The organism is Pseudogemmobacter sp. TB195, from assembly GCF_058313095.1.
The window spans coordinates 19,610-37,218 of the sequence record NZ_JBZEGG010000016.1 but is presented as its reverse complement, the minus strand read 5'-3'; the positions used below and the strand labels follow the sequence as shown (position 1 = coordinate 37,218).

General features: G+C 63.5%; 17 protein-coding genes. 4 read left to right on the top strand and 13 right to left on the bottom strand.

Annotated elements, in window-relative coordinates:
• The first annotated feature begins 58 nt into the window (after positions 1-58).
• Positions 59-460 (top strand): hypothetical protein, encoded by a 402-nt coding sequence (locus AC4FS3_RS16615; protein WP_198837555.1) that lies wholly within the window; start codon positions 59-61, stop codon positions 458-460.
• A 161-nt stretch (positions 461-621) separates the two neighbouring features.
• On the opposite strand, the gene ptsP is transcribed toward AC4FS3_RS16615, so the two are convergent.
• The 3 genes from ptsP to AC4FS3_RS16600 all read right to left on the bottom strand — a co-directional run bounded on the left by ptsP (position 622) and on the right by AC4FS3_RS16600 (position 4,790).
• On the bottom strand, positions 622-2,865 hold the full coding sequence (gene ptsP, locus AC4FS3_RS16610; protein ID WP_491021480.1) for a phosphoenolpyruvate--protein phosphotransferase: 2,244 nt from the start codon (positions 2,863-2,865) through the stop codon (positions 622-624).
• Positions 2,866-3,041: 176 nt separating this feature from the next.
• Positions 3,042-3,461: a hypothetical protein gene (locus AC4FS3_RS16605; protein WP_491021479.1), complete on the bottom strand. Its 420-nt coding sequence runs from the start codon at positions 3,459-3,461 to the stop codon at positions 3,042-3,044.
• Between the two features lie 69 nt (positions 3,462-3,530).
• The gene (locus AC4FS3_RS16600; protein WP_092896239.1) at positions 3,531-4,790 is read right to left on the bottom strand and encodes an aspartate kinase; all 1,260 of its coding nucleotides are present in this window, start codon (positions 4,788-4,790) and stop codon (positions 3,531-3,533) included.
• A 273-nt stretch (positions 4,791-5,063) separates the two neighbouring features.
• On the opposite strand from AC4FS3_RS16600, the gene AC4FS3_RS16595 reads away from it, so the two are divergent.
• Entirely contained in the window at positions 5,064-5,960 is an 897-nt protein-coding gene (locus AC4FS3_RS16595) for an S-methyl-5'-thioadenosine phosphorylase (RefSeq protein WP_491021478.1), read from the top strand.
• A 32-nt stretch (positions 5,961-5,992) separates the two neighbouring features.
• Positions 5,993-6,526 carry an adenine phosphoribosyltransferase gene (locus AC4FS3_RS16590; protein WP_491021477.1) on the top strand — a complete coding sequence of 178 codons (534 nt, stop codon included), beginning with the start codon at positions 5,993-5,995 and terminating at the stop codon, positions 6,524-6,526.
• 17 nt (positions 6,527-6,543) lie between these two features.
• On the opposite strand, the gene AC4FS3_RS16585 is transcribed toward AC4FS3_RS16590, so the two are convergent.
• The 10 genes from AC4FS3_RS16585 to coxB form a co-directional block, all read right to left on the bottom strand.
• Entirely contained in the window at positions 6,544-7,956 is a 1,413-nt protein-coding gene (locus tag AC4FS3_RS16585) for an FAD-binding oxidoreductase (protein WP_491021476.1), read from the bottom strand.
• 122 nt (positions 7,957-8,078) lie between these two features.
• Positions 8,079-8,669 carry a GNAT family N-acetyltransferase gene (locus AC4FS3_RS16580; protein ID WP_198837562.1) on the bottom strand — a complete coding sequence of 197 codons (591 nt, stop codon included), beginning with the start codon at positions 8,667-8,669 and terminating at the stop codon, positions 8,079-8,081.
• Positions 8,669-9,928: a M16 family metallopeptidase gene (locus AC4FS3_RS16575; protein WP_491021475.1), complete on the bottom strand. Its 1,260-nt coding sequence runs from the start codon at positions 9,926-9,928 to the stop codon at positions 8,669-8,671. The genes AC4FS3_RS16580 and AC4FS3_RS16575 overlap by 1 nt, the downstream gene beginning before the upstream one ends.
• Before the next feature lie 101 nt (positions 9,929-10,029).
• A complete protein-coding gene (gene thrC / locus AC4FS3_RS16570; protein ID WP_491021474.1) occupies positions 10,030-11,424 on the bottom strand; it encodes a threonine synthase in 1,395 nt (464 codons plus the stop codon).
• 12 nt (positions 11,425-11,436) lie between these two features.
• Entirely contained in the window at positions 11,437-12,102 is a 666-nt protein-coding gene (locus AC4FS3_RS16565) for an SURF1 family protein (RefSeq protein ID WP_491021473.1), read from the bottom strand.
• Between the two features lie 84 nt (positions 12,103-12,186).
• On the bottom strand, positions 12,187-13,053 hold the full coding sequence (locus AC4FS3_RS16560; protein ID WP_283177374.1) for a cytochrome c oxidase subunit 3: 867 nt from the start codon (positions 13,051-13,053) through the stop codon (positions 12,187-12,189).
• Positions 13,054-13,149: 96 nt separating this feature from the next.
• On the bottom strand, positions 13,150-13,758 hold the full coding sequence (locus AC4FS3_RS16555) for a cytochrome c oxidase assembly protein (protein WP_491021472.1): 609 nt from the start codon (positions 13,756-13,758) through the stop codon (positions 13,150-13,152).
• A complete protein-coding gene (locus AC4FS3_RS16550; RefSeq protein WP_283177372.1) occupies positions 13,755-13,976 on the bottom strand; it encodes a cytochrome c oxidase system small membrane protein in 222 nt (73 codons plus the stop codon). The genes AC4FS3_RS16555 and AC4FS3_RS16550 overlap by 4 nt, the downstream gene beginning before the upstream one ends.
• A gap of 3 nt (positions 13,977-13,979) precedes the next feature.
• Positions 13,980-14,924, bottom strand: a complete 945-nt coding sequence (cyoE, locus tag AC4FS3_RS16545; RefSeq protein ID WP_283177371.1) for a heme o synthase — start codon at positions 14,922-14,924, stop codon at positions 13,980-13,982.
• An 81-nt stretch (positions 14,925-15,005) separates the two neighbouring features.
• On the bottom strand, positions 15,006-15,965 hold the full coding sequence (gene coxB, locus AC4FS3_RS16540) for a cytochrome c oxidase subunit II (RefSeq protein WP_283177370.1): 960 nt from the start codon (positions 15,963-15,965) through the stop codon (positions 15,006-15,008).
• A gap of 184 nt (positions 15,966-16,149) precedes the next feature.
• Between coxB and tldD the strand changes: the two genes are divergently transcribed.
• Entirely contained in the window at positions 16,150-17,574 is a 1,425-nt protein-coding gene (gene tldD, locus AC4FS3_RS16535) for a metalloprotease TldD (protein ID WP_491021471.1), read from the top strand.
• Positions 17,575-17,609: the final 35 nt, after the last annotated feature.

Below are 17,609 nucleotides of genomic sequence, written 5' to 3'. Positions count from 1 at the left end.
ACCCGGGCCTGCCCGCCATGCGAGATTTGCGGGCAGAATACAGGAGAGGTTTTCCCCGATGCGCTTTGCCCGTTTCCGCCCCTTCCGCCCCGCGCTCCGCCATCGCGGCTTTCCCCGCCTCCTCGCCCTCGCCGCAGCGTCTTCGCTGGTGCTGGGCTTTGCCGTGCCGGTCAAGGCCGACCTGGTGATCCAGGGCCGCGCCGCCCAGGCGCTGCATTGCGCCGCGCTCCTGTTCATCGCCTCGGAGGAGCTATATCAGGCCGGCTATATCACCCGCGCCGATTACAGCGGGGCACAGGCCGCCTCGGTCCGGATGCTCGATTATGTCCCAGGCACCAGGGATCAGAAAGTCCAGGCCATGGGCCAGCGGTTCGAGAAACTGCTCAGCCGCAAGAGCCTGCCGCAGCTCATGACGGAATTTGACGAAACCGCGCCCTGGTGCGGCAAGACCTTCCTCTGACCAGCCGCTCCTATCCCTGAACCCGCCTCTCGCGGCCCGACCCATTGCGGCTCCGGCTTTCGCGCTGCGCTTTTCATCTGTCCTTAAATATCCCGGGGGGAGCGCGGCCCTGGCCGCGGGGGGGGGAGCTGGCCCCCCTCACCTTCCCGGGTTCTGCCTGGTCAGGCCGGCTGTGTCGCCAGCCAGGCCATCAGCCGCGGCCGGATCGTTTCATCCCCCGCCGCGCGCCCCGCCTCGATCACCGCCCGCACCTCGCCCAGATCGACACTGCGGATCAGCGCCTTGACCGGCCCGACCGAGGCCGGCCGCATCGACAGCGACCGGAAGCCAAGCGCCGCCAGCACCAGCGCCTCGACCGGCCGCCCGGCATCCTCGCCGCAAAACGACAAGGGTGTCGCGGTTTCGGCGCAGCGCGCGATGATCTGCTCAAGGAAGGTCAGGAAACTGACATTCAGCGTGTCATAGCGTTTGCGCACCCGTTCATTCTCGCGATCTGCCGCAAAGAAGAACTGTTTCAGATCATTGCCCCCGACCGAGACAAAATCCACCTGTTCAAAAAACGCCTTCGGCGCGAAGACCAGCGAGGGCGTCTCGCACATCGCCCCGATCTCAAGCGTCTCCGGCACGGGATGGCCCAGCGATTTCTCACGGTGGATCTCGCCCAGGACCTGTGCGCGCGCCTGCATGAACTCGCCATATTCCGCGACAAAGGGGAACATCACGGTCAGGGGCCGCCCCGCCGCCGCCCGGATCAGCGCCTGCATCTGCATGCGCAAAACCCCCGGCTTATCCAGCCCCACCCGGATCGCGCGCCAGCCCATCGCGGGATTGGGCTCGTCATTCGGCTTCATATAGGGCAGGACCTTGTCCGAGCCGATATCCAGCGTCCTGAAGGCGACCCGCCGCCCGCCGGCCGCTTCCAGCACGCGGGTATAAAGTGACGCGAGCTCGGCCCGTTTCGGCATCTTGTTGCGGATCAGGAACTGCAATTCGGTACGGAACAGCCCGACCCCTTCGGCACCCGATCCCTCAAGGCTCGGCAGATCTGCCATCAGCCCGGCATTCATCAGCAACGAGATCACCGCGCCGCATTTCGCCTGCGCCGGCAGGCCTTTCAGCGAGGCATAGCGTTTCTGGGCTTCGGCCTGCATAGCGATCTTATCCCGGAAGGCGCGCGAAACGGTCTCATCGGGCCGAAGATGCACGATGCCCTGATCACCATCCACCAGGATATTATCACCATTCAGTGCCTCGGCGCTGATCCTTTCGGCATGGATCACCAGCGGGATCGACAGAGCGCGCGCGACAATCGCAGCATGAGAGCCGACCGAGCCTTCCTCGAGCACCACGCCTTTCAGCCGGCGGCCATATTCCAGCAGTTCCGCCGGTCCGATATTGCGGGCAATCAGGATCGGGTTTTCCGGCATCGCCGCGCCCGTATCCGCGCCCTGCCCGGTCAGGATCCTGAGGAGCCGGTTCGACAGATCGTCAAGATCCTGCAAACGTTCACGCAGATAGGCATCCGGCACCTGTTCCAGCCGCGCCCGCGCCGCCGATTGTTCCTTTTCGACCGCCGCCTCGGCCGAAAGGCCCAGGGTGATGTCTTCCTCCATCCGTTTCAGCCAGCCGCGCGAATGGGCGAACATGCGATAGGCTTCCAGAACCTGCTTCTGGTCCTTGTCAAGCTGCTCGGCCTCCAGCAGGTCATCGATCGAAATGCGGAGCTGCCCCACCGCATCGCGGATCCGGTCGATTTCCAGCAAAGGATCATCGGCGACCGGGTTGGTCACCACCACCCGCGGCTCATGCAGCCAGACCTTGCCCTCGGAGGCGCCCTCCTGGCCGGAGGTGCCGCGAAACATCAGCGACTGGCGGTGGATCGGGCGCCCCCCGCCATCATCGCCGGCAAAGGCACCCAGTTCCGTCATCTCGGCGAGCACCATGGCCACCACTTCCAGCGCATCCAGCTCGTCCTCGGAAAACACCCGCGCCTCTTTCGACTGCACGACCAGCACGCCCAGCTTCTCACCCACACGCTGCAACGGCACGCCGAGGAAAGACGAAAAGATCTCTTCGCCGGTCTCGGGCATGAAACGGAACCCTTTTTCCGCGGGCGCATCGGCGGTGTTCACCGGCAGACCGGTGCGCGCCACGCGCCCCACCAGCCCCTCGCCCAGCCGCATCCGCGTCTTGTGGACGGCGGATTTCTTCAGCCCTTCGGTTGCGAACAGCTCAAGCGTTTCCTCATCGCGGAAAAGATAGATCGAACAGACCTCGGTCGCCATGGAATCGGCGATCAGATGGGTGATGCGATCCAGCCTGTCCTGGCCCTTTCCGGGCATGGCAAGCACATCGCGCAACCGCCGCAGCAGCCTGCGGCTCTCACTCTCGGTCCGTTCGGGCATGATCGGGGCGCGACCTCCGGTTTCAGGAATTGCGAAGCGTCTGCGCCCCTTAGACCACATGATTGCGGGAAACGGAACGGTTGCTCGACGCCGCAGCGCAGCGAGTGGCAGGGAGAGCCTGAATAAGCGGCAGCTCGCAGATTGTGGAGCCGGGCAGACCCGCGCGGCGACCGGCGTCAGCGCAGCCGGACAAAGGCGCGATAAAAGCTCTGAGCACCGCCGCTGACCAGCATCCGCACCGGATAGGCGTCCCGGCGCATCCCAATGACAGAGGCGCTTGCCTCCACATTGCGCAGACCGGCAGGAGTTTGCTGGTTTACCACCGTGCTATAGCGCCCGCCTGCCGCGTCCTGGCAGAAAATCATGCCCTGGCGCACATTGCCGCGTATCGTCACATAGGGTGCGCCCAGATAATTGGTGCCGCTGGAAACCTGACCGCCTGCACCGGTTACGCTGCAGCTGCTGCCTTTGCCGCCGCCGTTCATGGTAAAGGTAAAGACCTGCTGGCTGCGATCCGCACCTAGCCCGGAGCTTCCATCCGGGCCGATACAGGCCGCAAGCGTCAAAACTGCTGCAATCCCTGAGAATTTCTTCATAAATTCACCATATATGAAAAAGCCGCACCAGACCGGTGCGGCTTCAGTAACTCATTCCTGCCTGATGCCTCAGGCCTTTTCCAGCTCAAAAGCGTCATGGAGCGCCTGAACGGCCAGCTCCAGATATTTCCGGTCGATCAGCACCGAGATCTTGATCTCAGAGGTCGCGATGACCTTGATATTGATCCCTTCCGCCGCCAGCGCTTTGAAGGTGCGCGCGGCAACCCCGGCATGGCTGCGCATGCCGATCCCCACGACCGAGACCTTGGCCACATCGGTGTCGATGATCAGCTCGTCATAGGCGATCTCGCCGCGGGCTTTCGCCTCTTCCATCGCCTTTTTGGCGCGCTCGACCTGGTTGATCGGGCAGGAGAAGGTCATATCGGTGACGGCACCGCTATGGCGCTCGTCATAGTCCTTTTCCGAGATATTCTGCACGATCATGTCCACATTGACCCCGGCCTCGGCCAGCGGGCCAAAGATCGCCTGGGCGACGCCCGGACGGTCTTCGATGGTGAACAGCGTGATCTTGGCCTCTTCACGCGAGAAGGCGACGCCGCTTACGACTTTCGATTCCATGATTTCCTCCTCGTCACAGACCAGGGTCCCTGAGTTCTCGTCGGTATCCTCGAACGAGGACAGCACCCTGAGGCGCACTTTGTAGCGCATCGCCAGCTCGACCGAACGGGTCTGCAGGACTTTCGCGCCCAGAGATGCCAGTTCCAGCATTTCCTCAAAGGCGATCTTGTCGAGCTTCTTCGCCTTCGAGCTCACGCGCGGGTCGGTGGTATAGACGCCATCAACATCGGTATAGATGTCGCAGCGCTCGGCCCCGAAAGCGGCGGCAAAGGCAACAGCGGTCGTGTCCGAGCCGCCCCGGCCCAGCGTGGTGATCCGCCCTTCGGGCGAGATCCCCTGGAAGCCCGCAACCACGGCAACTTTGAAACCTTCGGCGAATTTCGCATCAAGGTTTTCGCGCGGGATAGAAACGAACCGCGCCGAGCTATGCGCCGATGTGGTGTTGATCGGCACCTGCCAGCCCTGCCAGGAACGCGCAGGCACGCCCATTTCCTGAAGGCGCAGCGCCATCAGACCGGCGGTGACATTCTCGCCCGATGCCACAACCGCATCATATTCGCGCGCGTCATAAAGCTTTGAAGTGCCCTCGACCCAGCCGACCAGTTCATTGGTCTTGCCGGACATCGCGCTGACAATGACGATCACGTCATAGCCGCGCTCGACCTCTTTTTGCACCTTCTTCGCGGCATTCGCGATACGGTCGATATCGGCGACGGATGTGCCCCCGAATTTCATTACCAGAAGCGGCATCTGCACCCCCCCGAGGCCCTTTTGGGGCTCTGCACACAGGCGGGCTCTCAGTCACCCGCCAAAATCGCCGGTTTCCTATCGCCCGGGCGCGCAAGGCGCAAGGGGCTGGCCGCATTTCCCAATGGGAATCGTCGGATGCCTCCGGCGGGAATATTTCCTTCAGGAGGAAGCTGATTTCCCCCTGACCCAAATTCTCAGATCCCTGGCGCAGGATCTCTTGCCGCAATGCGGTGGGAACGCTAGCTTCTGGCCGGTATCAGGAAGGACCAGGATATGCAGGATATTACCGGGCAAACCACAACCGGTCACACTATGATCGGCGTCATCGGCGGCTCGGGTGTCTATCAGATCGACGGGCTCGAGGGGGCTTCATGGGTCACCGTCACAACGCCCTGGGGGGCACCGTCGGATGAGATCCTGGTCGGGCGGCTCGGCGGGCTGCCGGTTGCCTTCCTGCCCCGACACGGGCGCGGCCATGTCCACAGCCCGTCCTCGGTGCCATACCGTGCCAATATCGACGCGCTGAAGCGGATCGGCTGCACCGATATCCTCGCGGTCTCGGCGGTGGGATCGCTGCGCGAGGACCGCGCACCGGGGGAGTTTGTGCTGGTGGATCAGTTCATTGACCGCACCTTCGCCCGCGAAAAAAGCTTCTTCGGCGAGGGGCTGGTGGCTCATGTCGGCTTTGCCCATCCGACCTGTGCGCGGCTGGGTGATGCGGTGGCGGAGGCGGCATTGTCTGCGGGGATCACGCTCCACCGCGGTGCGACTTATATCGCAATGGAGGGGCCGCAATTCTCAACCCTGGCCGAGAGCCGGCTTTACCGGCAATGGGGCGCCGATGTGATCGGCATGACCGCGATGCCGGAAGCCAAGCTCGCGCGCGAGGCAGAGCTTTGCTATGCGAGCCTCGCCATGGTGACCGATTACGATTGCTGGCATCCCGACCATGATGCGGTGGATGTGGCGGCGGTGATCGCGACGCTGACCAGCAATGCCGCCAAAGCGCGCGAGGTCGTGGCGGCATTGCCGGCGACGCTTGGCGCCAGCCGGGCGCCCTGCCGCTGCGGCTGTGACCAGGCGCTTCAGACCGCGCTGATGACGGCACCTGCGAAACGTGATCCAAAGCTGGTGGCAAAGCTTGACGCGGTCGCGGGCCGCCTGTTGTAAGCTGGTCGACTGCTGTAACCGGAAGGCCCCAGATGCAAAAAACCGTCCGCGACTATATCCGCACCATCGTCGATTTCCCGCATGAAGGGATCCTGTTTCGCGATGTGACCACGCTCTTCGCCGATCCGCGCGGCTTTCGCATCTGTGTCGACCAGCTGCTCGCGCCCTGGGCCGGGATGCGGATCGACAAGGTGGTAGGGCTGGAAGCGCGCGGCTTCATCCTTGGTGGTGCGGTGGCGCATCAGCTTTCGACCGGCTTTGTTCCTGTGCGCAAGAAAGGGAAACTGCCGGGTCAGACCATAAGTCAGGCCTATCAGCTGGAATATGGCGAGGCGGTGGTCGAGATCCATGAGGATGCGCTTCTGGCCGGCGAACGGGTGCTGCTGGTGGATGACCTTCTGGCCACCGGCGGCACGGCGGCGGCCGGGATCTCGCTGATCGAACGGCTCGGCGCCGAGGTGATCGGCTGCGCTTTCGTGGTCGATCTGCCCGATCTGGGCGGGCGCAAAAAGCTCGAGGCGCTCGGGATGGATGTCCGCTGCCTTTGCGCCTTTGAGGGTCTGTGACGCGCGCCGACGCGAGCTCAGAGCGGCAGCACCGCGCCCGGATTGAGGATGCCTTTCGGGTCAAGCGCCGTCTTGATCCGGCGCATCGCCGCCAGCCGGCCGGGATCGCCGTAACGCTGCAAATCCCCCGTTTTCAGCCGCCCGATGCCATGTTCGGCCGATATGCTGCCCCCGGCCGCGTCAACCATCTGATGCACCAGATCCGACAGCGCCGGCGCCAGCGCCGCATAGTCACTGCGGCTGCGGCCTTTGGCGGGAAACAGGTTGAAATGCAGATTGCCATCGCCGAGATGGCCAAAGCAGTTGATCCTTACATCCGCCATTCCGGTCAGGCGGCCGCTGGCCTCCCGGATGAAATCCGGGATCGCACCGGGCGGCAGCGAGACGTCATGGCTGGAAATCGAGCCCAGACGGCGATTGGCATCAGGAATGGTCTCGCGCAGGGCCCAGAGATGGTCGGCCTGTGCCCCGGACGTCGCGATCACACCATCGAGCACAAGTCCGAGTTCGGCGCCCTGTTCGTAGAGACCCGCCATCGCGGCCTCGGCGTCAATTGCGCCGGGAAGACCCAGCTCGATCAGCACCAGCCAGTCGGGCAGCGGATCAAAGGGGGCGCGCAGATCAAACCCGGTCTCGGCGAGGAAATCAAACCCTGCGCGTGACATGAGTTCGAACCCGGAGACCAGACCGCCCAGCTCTGCCTCGGAAAGCCGGAGCAGCGCCTGCGCCGCTTCGGGGGAGGACACTGCCAGCATGGCGACGACACGCTTTTTCGGGGTCGGGAAGAGGCGCAGACTGGCGGCGGTGATCACGGCAAGACTGCCCTCAGAGCCCACGATCAGATCGCGCAGATCATAGCCGGTATTGTCCTTCCGGAGCCGCCTGAGCCCGGAAATCACTTCACCACTGGCCAGCACCGCCTCGATCCCGAGGCACAGCTCGCGGGCGGTGCCATAGCGCAGCACCTGGGTGCCGCCGGCATTGGTCGCAAGATTGCCGCCGATCGTGGCCGTCCCTTCGGAGGCCAGCGAGAGCGGGAAAAGCCGGCCGGCGGCGCGGGCTGCTTCCTGAACGGCAGCGAGCGTCATCCCGGCTTCAACCGTGATGCTGTTCTCATCGGGCCAGAGGCCGCGCAGCCCCGTCATCGCCTCAAGGGACAGGATCAGCGGCACGGGCCCCTCGGGCATGACCTGACCCGACACCAGCCCGGTGCCGCCCCCCCAGGGCAGAACGGGCACCGAAGCCGCATTGCAGGCAGCAAGGATCTGCGAGACTTCCTCGCGGCTTTTCGGAACCGCAAGCGGCCCGGCCCGGCCAAGCCATTTGCCGCGCGGCTCGGTCAGATGCCGCGGCTCTGCCGCCCGCAGGCGCCCCTCGGGCAAATGCGAGCTGAGCCGCCCGATAAAAGCCTCATCCGCCGGATTGAGCAAAACTCTGTCTCCTCTTCCCTCCGGCGCCCCCGTCACGCGCCCGATTTCTGTACAGAAATCGGTCCGGAGTTTTTGAAAAACTCCGGCACCGCGTCATGGCAGCGTTCCGGTATCGGCCAGTCTCAGGCTGGCCCCACATCTGTCCGTCCGCGCCGGTCCGCGCGCAGAGAGGCATAAAGCACATGGTTGCGCCAGCGTCCGTTGATCTGCAGATAGGCCTGCGCCACGCCTTCATATTTGAAGCCGGTCTTCTCCAGCACGCCGCGTGACGCCAGGTTCTCCGGCAGGCAGGCCGCCTCGATCCGGCTCAGATCCATCCGGGTGAAGGCGTGATGCACAACGCCCAGGATCGCCTCCCGCATCAGGCCCTGGCGGGCATAGGCTTCGCCCACCCAATAGCCCAGCGTCCCGGTCTGCGCCGGTCCCCGGCGGATATTGTCGAGCGTGATCGAGCCGACGATGCGCTGATCCTCGCGCCGCAGCATGACAAGGGGCAACGCGCTCCCCTGCGCCTCGGCGCGCCGCGCCCAGTAGACCCTGCCCGAGAAACTGCGCCGCGACAGATGCTGATCCGACCAGACCGGCTCCCAGGGTTTCAGAAACCCTTCACTTTCAGCGCGCAGCGCGCTCCATTGCCGCCAGTCATCATGGATCGGCAGGCGCAGCGTCATCCTCTCGGTCTCGATCCTGACCCTGCGCGCCAGGCCAAGCATTATGCCCGCATCCCTGCCATCATATCCGCAAGCGAGGGCGCACGGGAAATCGGTCCATAAACCGCCACCGCCGCCTGCCCCTGCAAGACCCGCGCGCCCTGCGCCCGCACTGCCTCAAGGCTGACCGTGCTGATCTTCGCAACCGCTTCGTCAAGGTCGGGCACCCGGTCCCAGATGGCGAGCAGCCGGGCATTGCGCTCGGCGCGCGAGGACGGGCTTTCCAGCCCCATCACCAGCCCCGCCGTCAATTGTGCCTTTGCCCGCGCGACCTCTGCCTCTGACATATCCTCTGCCGAACGCCTCAGTTCCTGAACGGTCAACTCGGCCAGTTCCCCGATCTCGGCCGCCGAAGTCCCGGCATAAATGGTGACATGGCCGGTATCCTCATAGGCGGCCGGCTGTGCGTGGATCGAATAGCAAAGCCCGCGCTCCTCGCGGATCTTCTGGAACAGGCGCGAAGACATGCCGCCGCCCATCGCCGTGGTCCAGACCTGCGACGCCCAGACCTCGGGATCGCGAAATCCCGGCGCCTCGAGGTTGAGCGCGAAATGCGCCTGTTCGAGATCTTTCTCTTCGCGTCTTTCGCCGACAGTGAAGCGGGCGGGCTCTGGCGCGTCGGCACCGACCGCGGCAAGCCCGCCGAACAGGGCCTCGGCGCGGTGCAGGATCTCAGCATGGCTGATGCCGCCCGCCGCCGAGAGGATCATCCGGTCGGGCCCGTAATGGCGCGCGATAAAGCCAAGAAAATCCTCGCGCCCGAAGGTCGAGACCCGCTCTTCCGGCCCCAGAATGGTGCGCCCGAACGCCTGACCGGGATAGCTGACCTCATGCAGCCAGTCGAAAATGACATCATCGGGCGTGTCATTGGACTGGCCGATCTCCTGCAGGATCACATGGCGCTCGGTCTCGATATCCTCCGCGTTGAACAGCGGGTTGAGGACGATATCCGCAATTACCTCAAGCGCGCGCGGCACGTCTTCCGACAGGCAGCGCGCGTAATAGGCGGTCATCTCGCGCGAGGTATAGGCATTGATATAGCCGCCGACATCCTCGATCTCTTCCGCGATCCGCAGTGCCGAGCGCGAGGGCGTGCCTTTAAAGGCCATATGTTCCAGAAAATGCGCAACCCCGTTCTGGGCCGCCGTCTCATGGCGCCCCCCGGCTCCGACCCAGATCCCGACCGAGGCCGATTTCAGGCCAGGCATGGATTCGGTCACAATGCGAAATCCGTTGGAAAGCGTATGGATCTGGACGGTCAAGGCTGGTTCCGTTCACAAGCGGGACAATCCGGGCGTCTTACACCCGGGGCAAGCATGAGAAAAGGGGGCGCTGTGCCCCCCCTTCCCGCAGGTCGCCGCGCTCAGCCAAGCCTTGCGCGGATCAGGGTCTTGAGCGCCTCAAGGTCATTGGGCACCCGCGTCACCCGTTCGTCGCGGTCAAAGAGATCCGCCATCCGCGGCGGCAGGCCCGGACGAATGCTGGTCGCCTTCGCCACCGCATCGGGGAACTTCGCGGGATGCGCGGTGGCGAGTGTCACCATCGGCACGTCCGGATGGAGGTGCTGATGCGCCGTTCCGACGCTTACACCAACCGCGGAATGCGGGCAGAGGAGCTCTCCGGTCTGCGCAAGCGTGGTCGCGATGGTCTCATAGGTACGCGCCTCATCCACCGCGCCGCTGTCATAGACATTGGTCAGCGCCGTCATCGCATTTTGCGACAGCGAGAAACCGCCATTGGCCGAGAGCTCCGCCATCAGTTCGCGGATCGCGGCGCCATCCTTGCCATGCGCCCAGAAAAGTGCGCGTTCGAAATTCGATGAGACCTCGATATCCATCGACGGGCTGATCGTCGGCACCACGCCATGTTTGGTATAGGCGCCGGTCTCCATGCAGCGATGCAGGATGTCGTTTTCATTGGTGGCAATCACCAGCCGTTTGATCGGCAGCCCCATTTCGCGCGCAATAAAGCCTGCGAAGACATCGCCGAAATTGCCGGTCGGCACGGTGAAGCTGATCTCGCGATCAGGGGCTCCAAGCGCGAGCGCCGCATGGTAGTAATAGACCACCTGCGCAAGCACCCGCGCCCAGTTGATCGAATTCACCCCCGCGAGCCGCACCCCGTCACGGAAATCGAAATCGTTGAACATATCCTTCAGCCGGGCCTGGCAATCGTCGAAATCACCCTCCACCGCGAGCGCATGGACATTGGCCTCAGACGGCGTCGTCATCTGGCGGCGCTGCACTTCCGATACCCGGCCATGCGGGAAGAGGATGAAGACATCGACATTCTTCAACCCCCGGAAAGCCTCGATCGCGGCGGAGCCGGTATCACCCGAGGTCGCGCCGACAATGGTGATGCGCTCCCCGGTCTTAGCCAGAGCCGCCTGCATCATCTGGCCGATGATCTGCATCGCGAAATCTTTGAACGCCAGCGTCGGGCCGTGGAACAGTTCCATCAGGAAATGGTTCGGGCCAAGCTGCACCAGCGGCGCGCGGGCATTATGGCCGAAGCCGGCATAGGCTTTGGCCAGCAGGGCGCGGAATTCATCATCCGCGAAGAAATCACCGATGAACGGCTTCATCACACGGAAGGCGAGATCCTCGTAGGACAGGCCGCGCAGGGATGCGATGCCTTCGCGGGTGAAATGCGGCACCGTCTCCGGCACATAGAGGCCGCCATCGCGGGCAAGGCCCGTCATCATCGCTTCGCCGAAACCGAGAACCGGCGCCTGGCCGCGTGTCGAGATATATCGCATGAGTTCCGCCCTTCAGACCTTGCGCGCCCTGATACGCCAGAGCCAGTAGAGTGTCATCCCCGCCCAGACAAGGGCCAGACCGAACCAAGTCACCGCATAGCCAAGATGATCATTGCGGAAAGCCGCTGTTGCGGGCTGCACGGTGACGCCGTCACCGGTATCCGCGCTTGCGATCACCATGACCTTTTCGGTCCCGAGATAGGCCGCCATCGCCTCGACATCGCGGCCAAACCAGAGATTGGTCGCGGTATCGGGCGCGGGTGTCGAAGAGGTCATGTCATCGGGCCAGTTCAGATTGCCGGTGATGCTGGCCGCGTGACCGGGGCGCAGGGTCTTGCGCGCGGTTTCCGGCACATAGCCGCGGTCGATCATGATCCGCCTTCCGTCTTCGGTCACGAAGGCGGTGATGATGCGGTAACCCGGCCCCTGATCGCGGGTCGAGGTCAGGACATGTGCCTCATCCTCGGTGAAGGTGCCCGCAACGGTGACGGGACGGTAGCGGTCGCGCGCGGGGTCAGGCTGCGGCGGCAGCGCCACCGGGGCCTCGGCCATCATCATGGCCGCCTCGGCGATCATCGCCTCCTTCCAGTCCAGACGCTCCAGCTGCCACAGCCCAAGCCGGACAAGCACCCCGGTGCCGATAACGCCGATCACCAGCGCGAAAAGGATCTGCCGCATCGGGGCCTCCTGTTGGTCTTCGGGAACGGAAAACGCGGGCTCCGTTCCGGGAGCCCGCGCCAGGATCAGTCACAATGGCGGGGCTTACTGGCCCCAGACATAGATCACGAAGAAGAGGAAAAGCCAGACCACGTCGACGAAGTGCCAGTACCAGGCCGCAGCCTCGAAGCCGACATGGTTCGCCTGGGTGAAATGGCCGTTCACCGCGCGCATCAGGCAGACGAAGAGGAAGATCGTCCCCATGATCACGTGGAAGCCGTGGAAGCCGGTCGCCATGTAGAAGGCGCCACCATAGACCGAAGGCGCGCCTTCGGCGTTATTGGCGAAGCCAAAGGCGGCATGGCTGTATTCATAGGCCTGCAGGAAGGTGAAGATCACCCCGAGCGCGACCCCGATGATCAGCCCGTTGATCATGTCCTTGCGGTTGTTTTCATGCACCAGGGCATGGTGGGCCCAGGTGACAGCACAACCCGACAGGAGCAGGATCAGCGTGTTGATGAAGGGCAGATGCCAGGGGTCAAAGGTCTCGATGCCGGCAGGCGGCCAGGTGCCGTCGACCCAGGGATAGCCTTCGGTCAGCGGATAGAGCTTGATCTTGAAGAAGGCCCAGAACCAGGCCGAGAAGAACATCACTTCGGACATGATGAAAAGGATCATGCCATAGCGCAGGCCGATGCGGACGACCGGAGTATGGTCGCCGGTCTGGCCTTCATTGGTCATCGCCGAGAACCAGCCGAACATGCAGTAAAGCACCATCGCAAGGCCGATCAGGAAGACCCAGGGGGTATGGGCGGTGGCTTTGAGAAGCGCGCTGCTGGTCTCAAGCACCTCGACCCGTGCGCCCTGCCAGAGCACACCGCCGAACAGCATGATGAAGGCACCGACCGCAAGCGCGAAAGGCCAGATCGACGGTGGCAGAATATGGTAGTCGTGGTTCTTTGCGTGGGCCATGGCCGGTATCCGTTCCCTCGTATCCTTTAACAGGCGTCTTCTTTCAGTTTCGTAAGTCCGGCCCGCCATCCCGGCGCGCCGCCTCTCACGTCTGTCTCAATTGGCCGAGACGGGCATTGCCGCCTCTGCCGCTGCCGGGCTGACCTCCGCCGCCGCATAGCCGTCAGGCACGGGCGTCGTATGGAACGTATAGCTCAGCGTAATTTCTTTCAGCACCTTGCCTTCGGGATCATCCATGATCGACGGATCGACATAGAAGCTCACCGGCATCATCACCCGCTCGCCGGGTTTCAGCACCTGCTGTTCAAAGCAGAAGCAATGCACTTTGACGAAATAGCCGCCCGCCGCATAGGGGGCGACATTATAGCTCGCAGTCCCGGCGGTGACTGTGTCGAGCGGATTATAGGCCTCGTAAAAGGCCAGCGCATTCTCGCCGATCTTCACCTTCATCTCGCTCAGCTCGGGGCGGAATTCCCAGGGCATGCCCGAGGCGCGCGAGGCGTCAAAGCGGATGGTGATCTCACGGTCGATCATTGCGGAGGACGGTTCAGGTGCCACAAGCACCGTGCCGCCGAAACCGGTGACGCGGCAGAACCAGTCGTAAAGAGGCACCGCCGCGAATGAGAGGCCAAGCATCACCGGCACCACCCCCGCAAGGATCAGGCCGGTTTTCTTATGCTGACGTCCTTGCTGTGGACCGCTCATGGTGTTGCCTCCTCTGCCGGCGCTGTCGTCACTGCGGCGGCGCCCGCCGCGCGCTCCGCGACAGGCACATGGTCAAAGCCCTGCACCGGCTCACCGCGCTGGATTTTAACCATGGTCAGAACGAAGACCAGTACGACAAAGGCGAGGAGCAGCCCCGCCACGCCGACATTGCGTCCAAAGCGGCGTTTGTGAAGTTCATGTGTGGGTTGCAGAGCCATGTCTTACCAGCCTCCGAGACCATAGGGGCGCAATGCCGCCTCGGCCAGGAATGCACCGAAATGCAGGAAAAGATAAAGAATCGAGAAGGCGAAGAAGCGTTTCTCGACGCGGTAGCCATCGGCCTCGGCTGTCACCTCGTTGCGACGCCAGATCATCACGGCGCCCATCAGGAAGATCGCGTTCAGGATCAGCGCCACCGCCAGTGTCAGGGGGCCGCCAATCGACGTCATCGCGGCCCAGAGCGGCACCGGGGTCAGCAGAAGCGTATAGATGATGATATGGGCACGGGTCGATTTCTTGCCGTGGGTCACGGTCAGCATCGGCACTTTGGCCTTGGAATAGTCGCTGTTGATGAACAGCGCCAGCGCCCAGAAATGCGGCGGCGTCCACATGAAGATCAGCGCGAACATCAGCACGGCCTCAAGCCCGACCGAGCCCGTCGCCGCCACCCAGCCGATCATCGGAGGAAAGGCCCCCGCCGCGCCGCCGATCACGATATTCTGCGGCGTCCAGCGTTTCAGCCACATCGTATAGATGACGGCATAGAAGAAAATCGTGAAGGCCAGCAGCCCCGCCGCCAGCCAGTTGGTCGCAAGCCCCAGCATCAGCACGGAAAGCACCGACATCGACAGCCCGATCCCGAGCGCCTCGCCCGGCTCGACCCGGCCCGAGGGGACAGGGCGCGACTGGGTGCGCCGCATCACTGCGTCGATATCGGCATCCCACCACATATTCAGCGCGCCCGAGGCTCCGGCGCCAAGTGCGATGAAGAGAATGGCCGAAAACGCCTCGACCGGGTGCAGATGCACCGGCGCGACCAGCAGCCCGACCAGCGCGGTAAAGACCACCAGCGACATGACGCGCGGCTTCAGCAGCTGCACGTAATCGCCGAAACTGCCCTCACCAGGCGCGCGGTCTGCACGCTCATATGAGCCGGTATCGCTCATTTCATTCCACCTTCACCTTGCGCAAAGAGGCCGTGGCTGTCGCCCGGCCCCTGCCCTGGGGTTCATTCTGCCGCAGATGTCTCAGTTCGACGCGAGCGAAACCGAGGCATCCGCTGCCGGCGTATTGGCCAGCACGACTTCGCCCGTCGCGGCCGCTTCTTTCGCCCAGGCGTCATAGGCCTGCTGCGAGACAACCTTGACCGTGATCGGCATATAGGCGTGGTCCTTGCCGCACAGTTCCGAACACTGACCAAAGAAGATGCCTTCGCGGTCGGCTTCAAACCATGCCAGCGCGATACGGCCCGGGACAGCATCCTGTTTCACCGCGAAAGCCGGGATGGTCCAGGAGTGGATCACGTCCGAGCCGGTGATTTGCAGCAGGATCTTTTTGTTCACCGGCACCACCATCGCGGTATCGGTCGCCAGAAGGAACTGTTCTTTGGTATAGCCTGCGCGCTCCAGCCCTTCGATCGCATCGGCGGTCAGGGTGCCATTGCCGACCAGCTTGCGCCCGTCTTCCAGCGTCTGATCCCAAGCATTGCCACCGATCATGAAGCTGCCAAAGGCAAGGGCCGAGCCGCTTTCATCCAGGATCTGCGGATATTCGTAGCTCCAGTTCCACTGGTTGCCGGTGATCTTGATGACCACATCGCCTTCCGGGAAGGTCTGCTGTTTCTTCAGCGCCGGCATCGAATAGACGCCGATCACGATCAGAATGATGATCGGGACCAGGGTCCATGCGATTTCCAGCGGCGTGTTATGGGTGAATTTGCGCGGCACCGGATTCGACCGGCTGTTGAAGCGCAGGATCACGATCAGCAAAAGCGCCATCACGAAGATGGTCACGACCGTGATGATCCACAAAACCATATCGTCGAGGAAGTGCTTGTCATGCGCCAGCTCGGTCGCGGCGGTCTGGAAATTCACCCCCCGGTCGACAGGCTGTCCAATGATTTCAAGGGTCTGTGCCATGGCCGACCCGGAGGCCAGTGCCGCAAAACCTGCAAGGGCGGCGCCCTTCAGAGTGGTGATCACACGCATGTCTCGTCCCGCTTCTGGGTGCGGCCTGTTGCCGCTGCCTTGAGGAAACCCTGCCCCTCCTGTCACGAAGCGGTGAGGAATCCCATTGTTTCCGCTGTCGTTCAAACCATATTGGGCGCAGGACGACAAGAGAAACCATGATGTCGCAGCCCGGCCTGGTTGACCTGAATCAAGGACATACCCAATGAGCACCGCCCCTTTCCGCCCTTTCGAGGAAAAACTCGACGAGTCTGCCGCACTTGGCCTGTTGCGTGAGGCCACTGCCGGCGCCGATGACGGCGAGTTGTTTCTGGAGCGCCGGCGGGGCGAGAGCCTCGTTCTGGATGATGGCCGCATCCGCAATGCCAGCTATGATGCGAGCGAGGGGTTCGGTCTGCGCGCTGTGCGGGGCGAAGTCGCGGGCTATGCGCATTCGACGGAAATCTCGGAACAGGCACTCAGGCGCGCAGTCGGCACGGCGCGGCTGGCGGTGGGCGATGGCGGCGGTGTGCTCGCCCCCCCTCCCCCGGGCACCAATCACCATCTCTACCGGGCGGTTGACCCGCTGGAGGACACATCTTTTGCCGGCAAGATCGACATCCTGAAAGAGATCGACGCTTTCGCCCGCGACCAGGACCCGCGCGTGGTCCAGGTCTCAGCCTCGCTTTCCGCGAGCCTCCAGGAGGTCGAGATCCTGCGCCCCGAAGGGCTGCGGCTGTCAGACATCCGCCCGATGGCGCGGCTCAATGTCTCGGTGATCTTGGAGGAAAACGGCCGGCGCGAGAGCGGTTCTTCGGGCGGGGGGGGGCGGCATGGTCTGGCAGAATTGCTGGCGCCCGCAAACTGGAAAGCGGCCATCACCGAGGCGATCCGCATCGCCCGGGTGAATCTGACGGCGGTGCCGGCTCCGGCAGGGATGATGGATGTGGTGCTGGGCCCGGGCTGGCCGGGGATCCTCCTCCATGAGGCGATCGGCCATGGGCTTGAGGGCGATTTCAATCGCAAACAGACCTCGGCCTTTGCGGGGCTGATGGGCAAGCAGATCGCGTCGAAAGGGGTGACCGTGCTTGATGACGGTACGCTCCCGGACCGGCGCGGCTCGCTGACCTTCGATGATGAGGGCACGCCCTCGGGCAAAAACGTGCTGATCGAGGATGGGGTGCTGGTCGGCTATATGCAGGACCGCCAGAACGCGCGGCTGATGGGAGTGGCCCCGACCGGCAACGGGCGGCGCGAAAGCTATGCCCATATCCCGATGCCGCGCATGACCAATACCTATATGCTTTCGGGACAGGATGATCCGGCGGCGGTGCTCGCGGATCTGAAAGACGGGATCTGGGCGGTAGGGTTCGGCGGCGGCCAGGTCGATATCACCTCCGGCAAGTTCGTGTTTTCCTGCACCGAGGCCTACCGGGTCAGGAATGGCCAGGTCGGCGAGGCGATCCGGGGCGCCACGCTGATCGGTGACGGGGCGACCGCGCTGAAGGGCATCCGCGCCATCGGCAATGATCTGCAGCTTGACCCCGGAATCGGCAATTGCGGCAAGGCCGGGCAATGGGTGCCGGTGGGTGTGGGCCAGCCGACGCTGATGATTGGCGGGCTGACAATCGGAGGCCAGAAGGCGGGCTGAAGCGGCGACAGGCTCATGCGGCGACGGCACAATGA

Excerpts from the sequence above, each read along its gene's own strand:
- AC4FS3_RS16560 (WP_283177374.1), bottom strand. The coding sequence starts at position 13,053 with ATGGCCCACGCAAAGAACCACGACTACCATATTCTGCCACCGTCGATC.
- AC4FS3_RS16580 (WP_198837562.1), bottom strand. The coding sequence starts at position 8,669 with ATGCTTGGCCTGGCGCGCAGGGTCAGGATCGAGACCGAGAGGATGACG.
- thrC (WP_491021474.1), bottom strand. The coding sequence starts at position 11,424 with ATGCGATATATCTCGACACGCGGCCAGGCGCCGGTTCTCGGTTTCGGC.
- AC4FS3_RS16565 (WP_491021473.1), bottom strand. The coding sequence starts at position 12,102 with ATGCGGCAGATCCTTTTCGCGCTGGTGATCGGCGTTATCGGCACCGGG.
- AC4FS3_RS16590 (WP_491021477.1), top strand. The coding sequence starts at position 5,993 with ATGCAAAAAACCGTCCGCGACTATATCCGCACCATCGTCGATTTCCCG.
- coxB (WP_283177370.1), bottom strand. The coding sequence starts at position 15,965 with ATGCGTGTGATCACCACTCTGAAGGGCGCCGCCCTTGCAGGTTTTGCG.
- tldD (WP_491021471.1), top strand. The coding sequence starts at position 16,150 with ATGAGCACCGCCCCTTTCCGCCCTTTCGAGGAAAAACTCGACGAGTCT.
- ptsP (WP_491021480.1), bottom strand. The coding sequence starts at position 2,865 with ATGCCCGAACGGACCGAGAGTGAGAGCCGCAGGCTGCTGCGGCGGTTG.
- cyoE (WP_283177371.1), bottom strand. The coding sequence starts at position 14,924 with ATGAGCGATACCGGCTCATATGAGCGTGCAGACCGCGCGCCTGGTGAG.
- AC4FS3_RS16555 (WP_491021472.1), bottom strand. The coding sequence starts at position 13,758 with ATGAGCGGTCCACAGCAAGGACGTCAGCATAAGAAAACCGGCCTGATC.
- AC4FS3_RS16550 (WP_283177372.1), bottom strand. The coding sequence starts at position 13,976 with ATGGCTCTGCAACCCACACATGAACTTCACAAACGCCGCTTTGGACGC.
- AC4FS3_RS16600 (WP_092896239.1), bottom strand. The coding sequence starts at position 4,790 with ATGCCGCTTCTGGTAATGAAATTCGGGGGCACATCCGTCGCCGATATC.
- AC4FS3_RS16605 (WP_491021479.1), bottom strand. The coding sequence starts at position 3,461 with ATGAAGAAATTCTCAGGGATTGCAGCAGTTTTGACGCTTGCGGCCTGT.
- AC4FS3_RS16595 (WP_491021478.1), top strand. The coding sequence starts at position 5,064 with ATGCAGGATATTACCGGGCAAACCACAACCGGTCACACTATGATCGGC.
- AC4FS3_RS16615 (WP_198837555.1), top strand. The coding sequence starts at position 59 with ATGCGCTTTGCCCGTTTCCGCCCCTTCCGCCCCGCGCTCCGCCATCGC.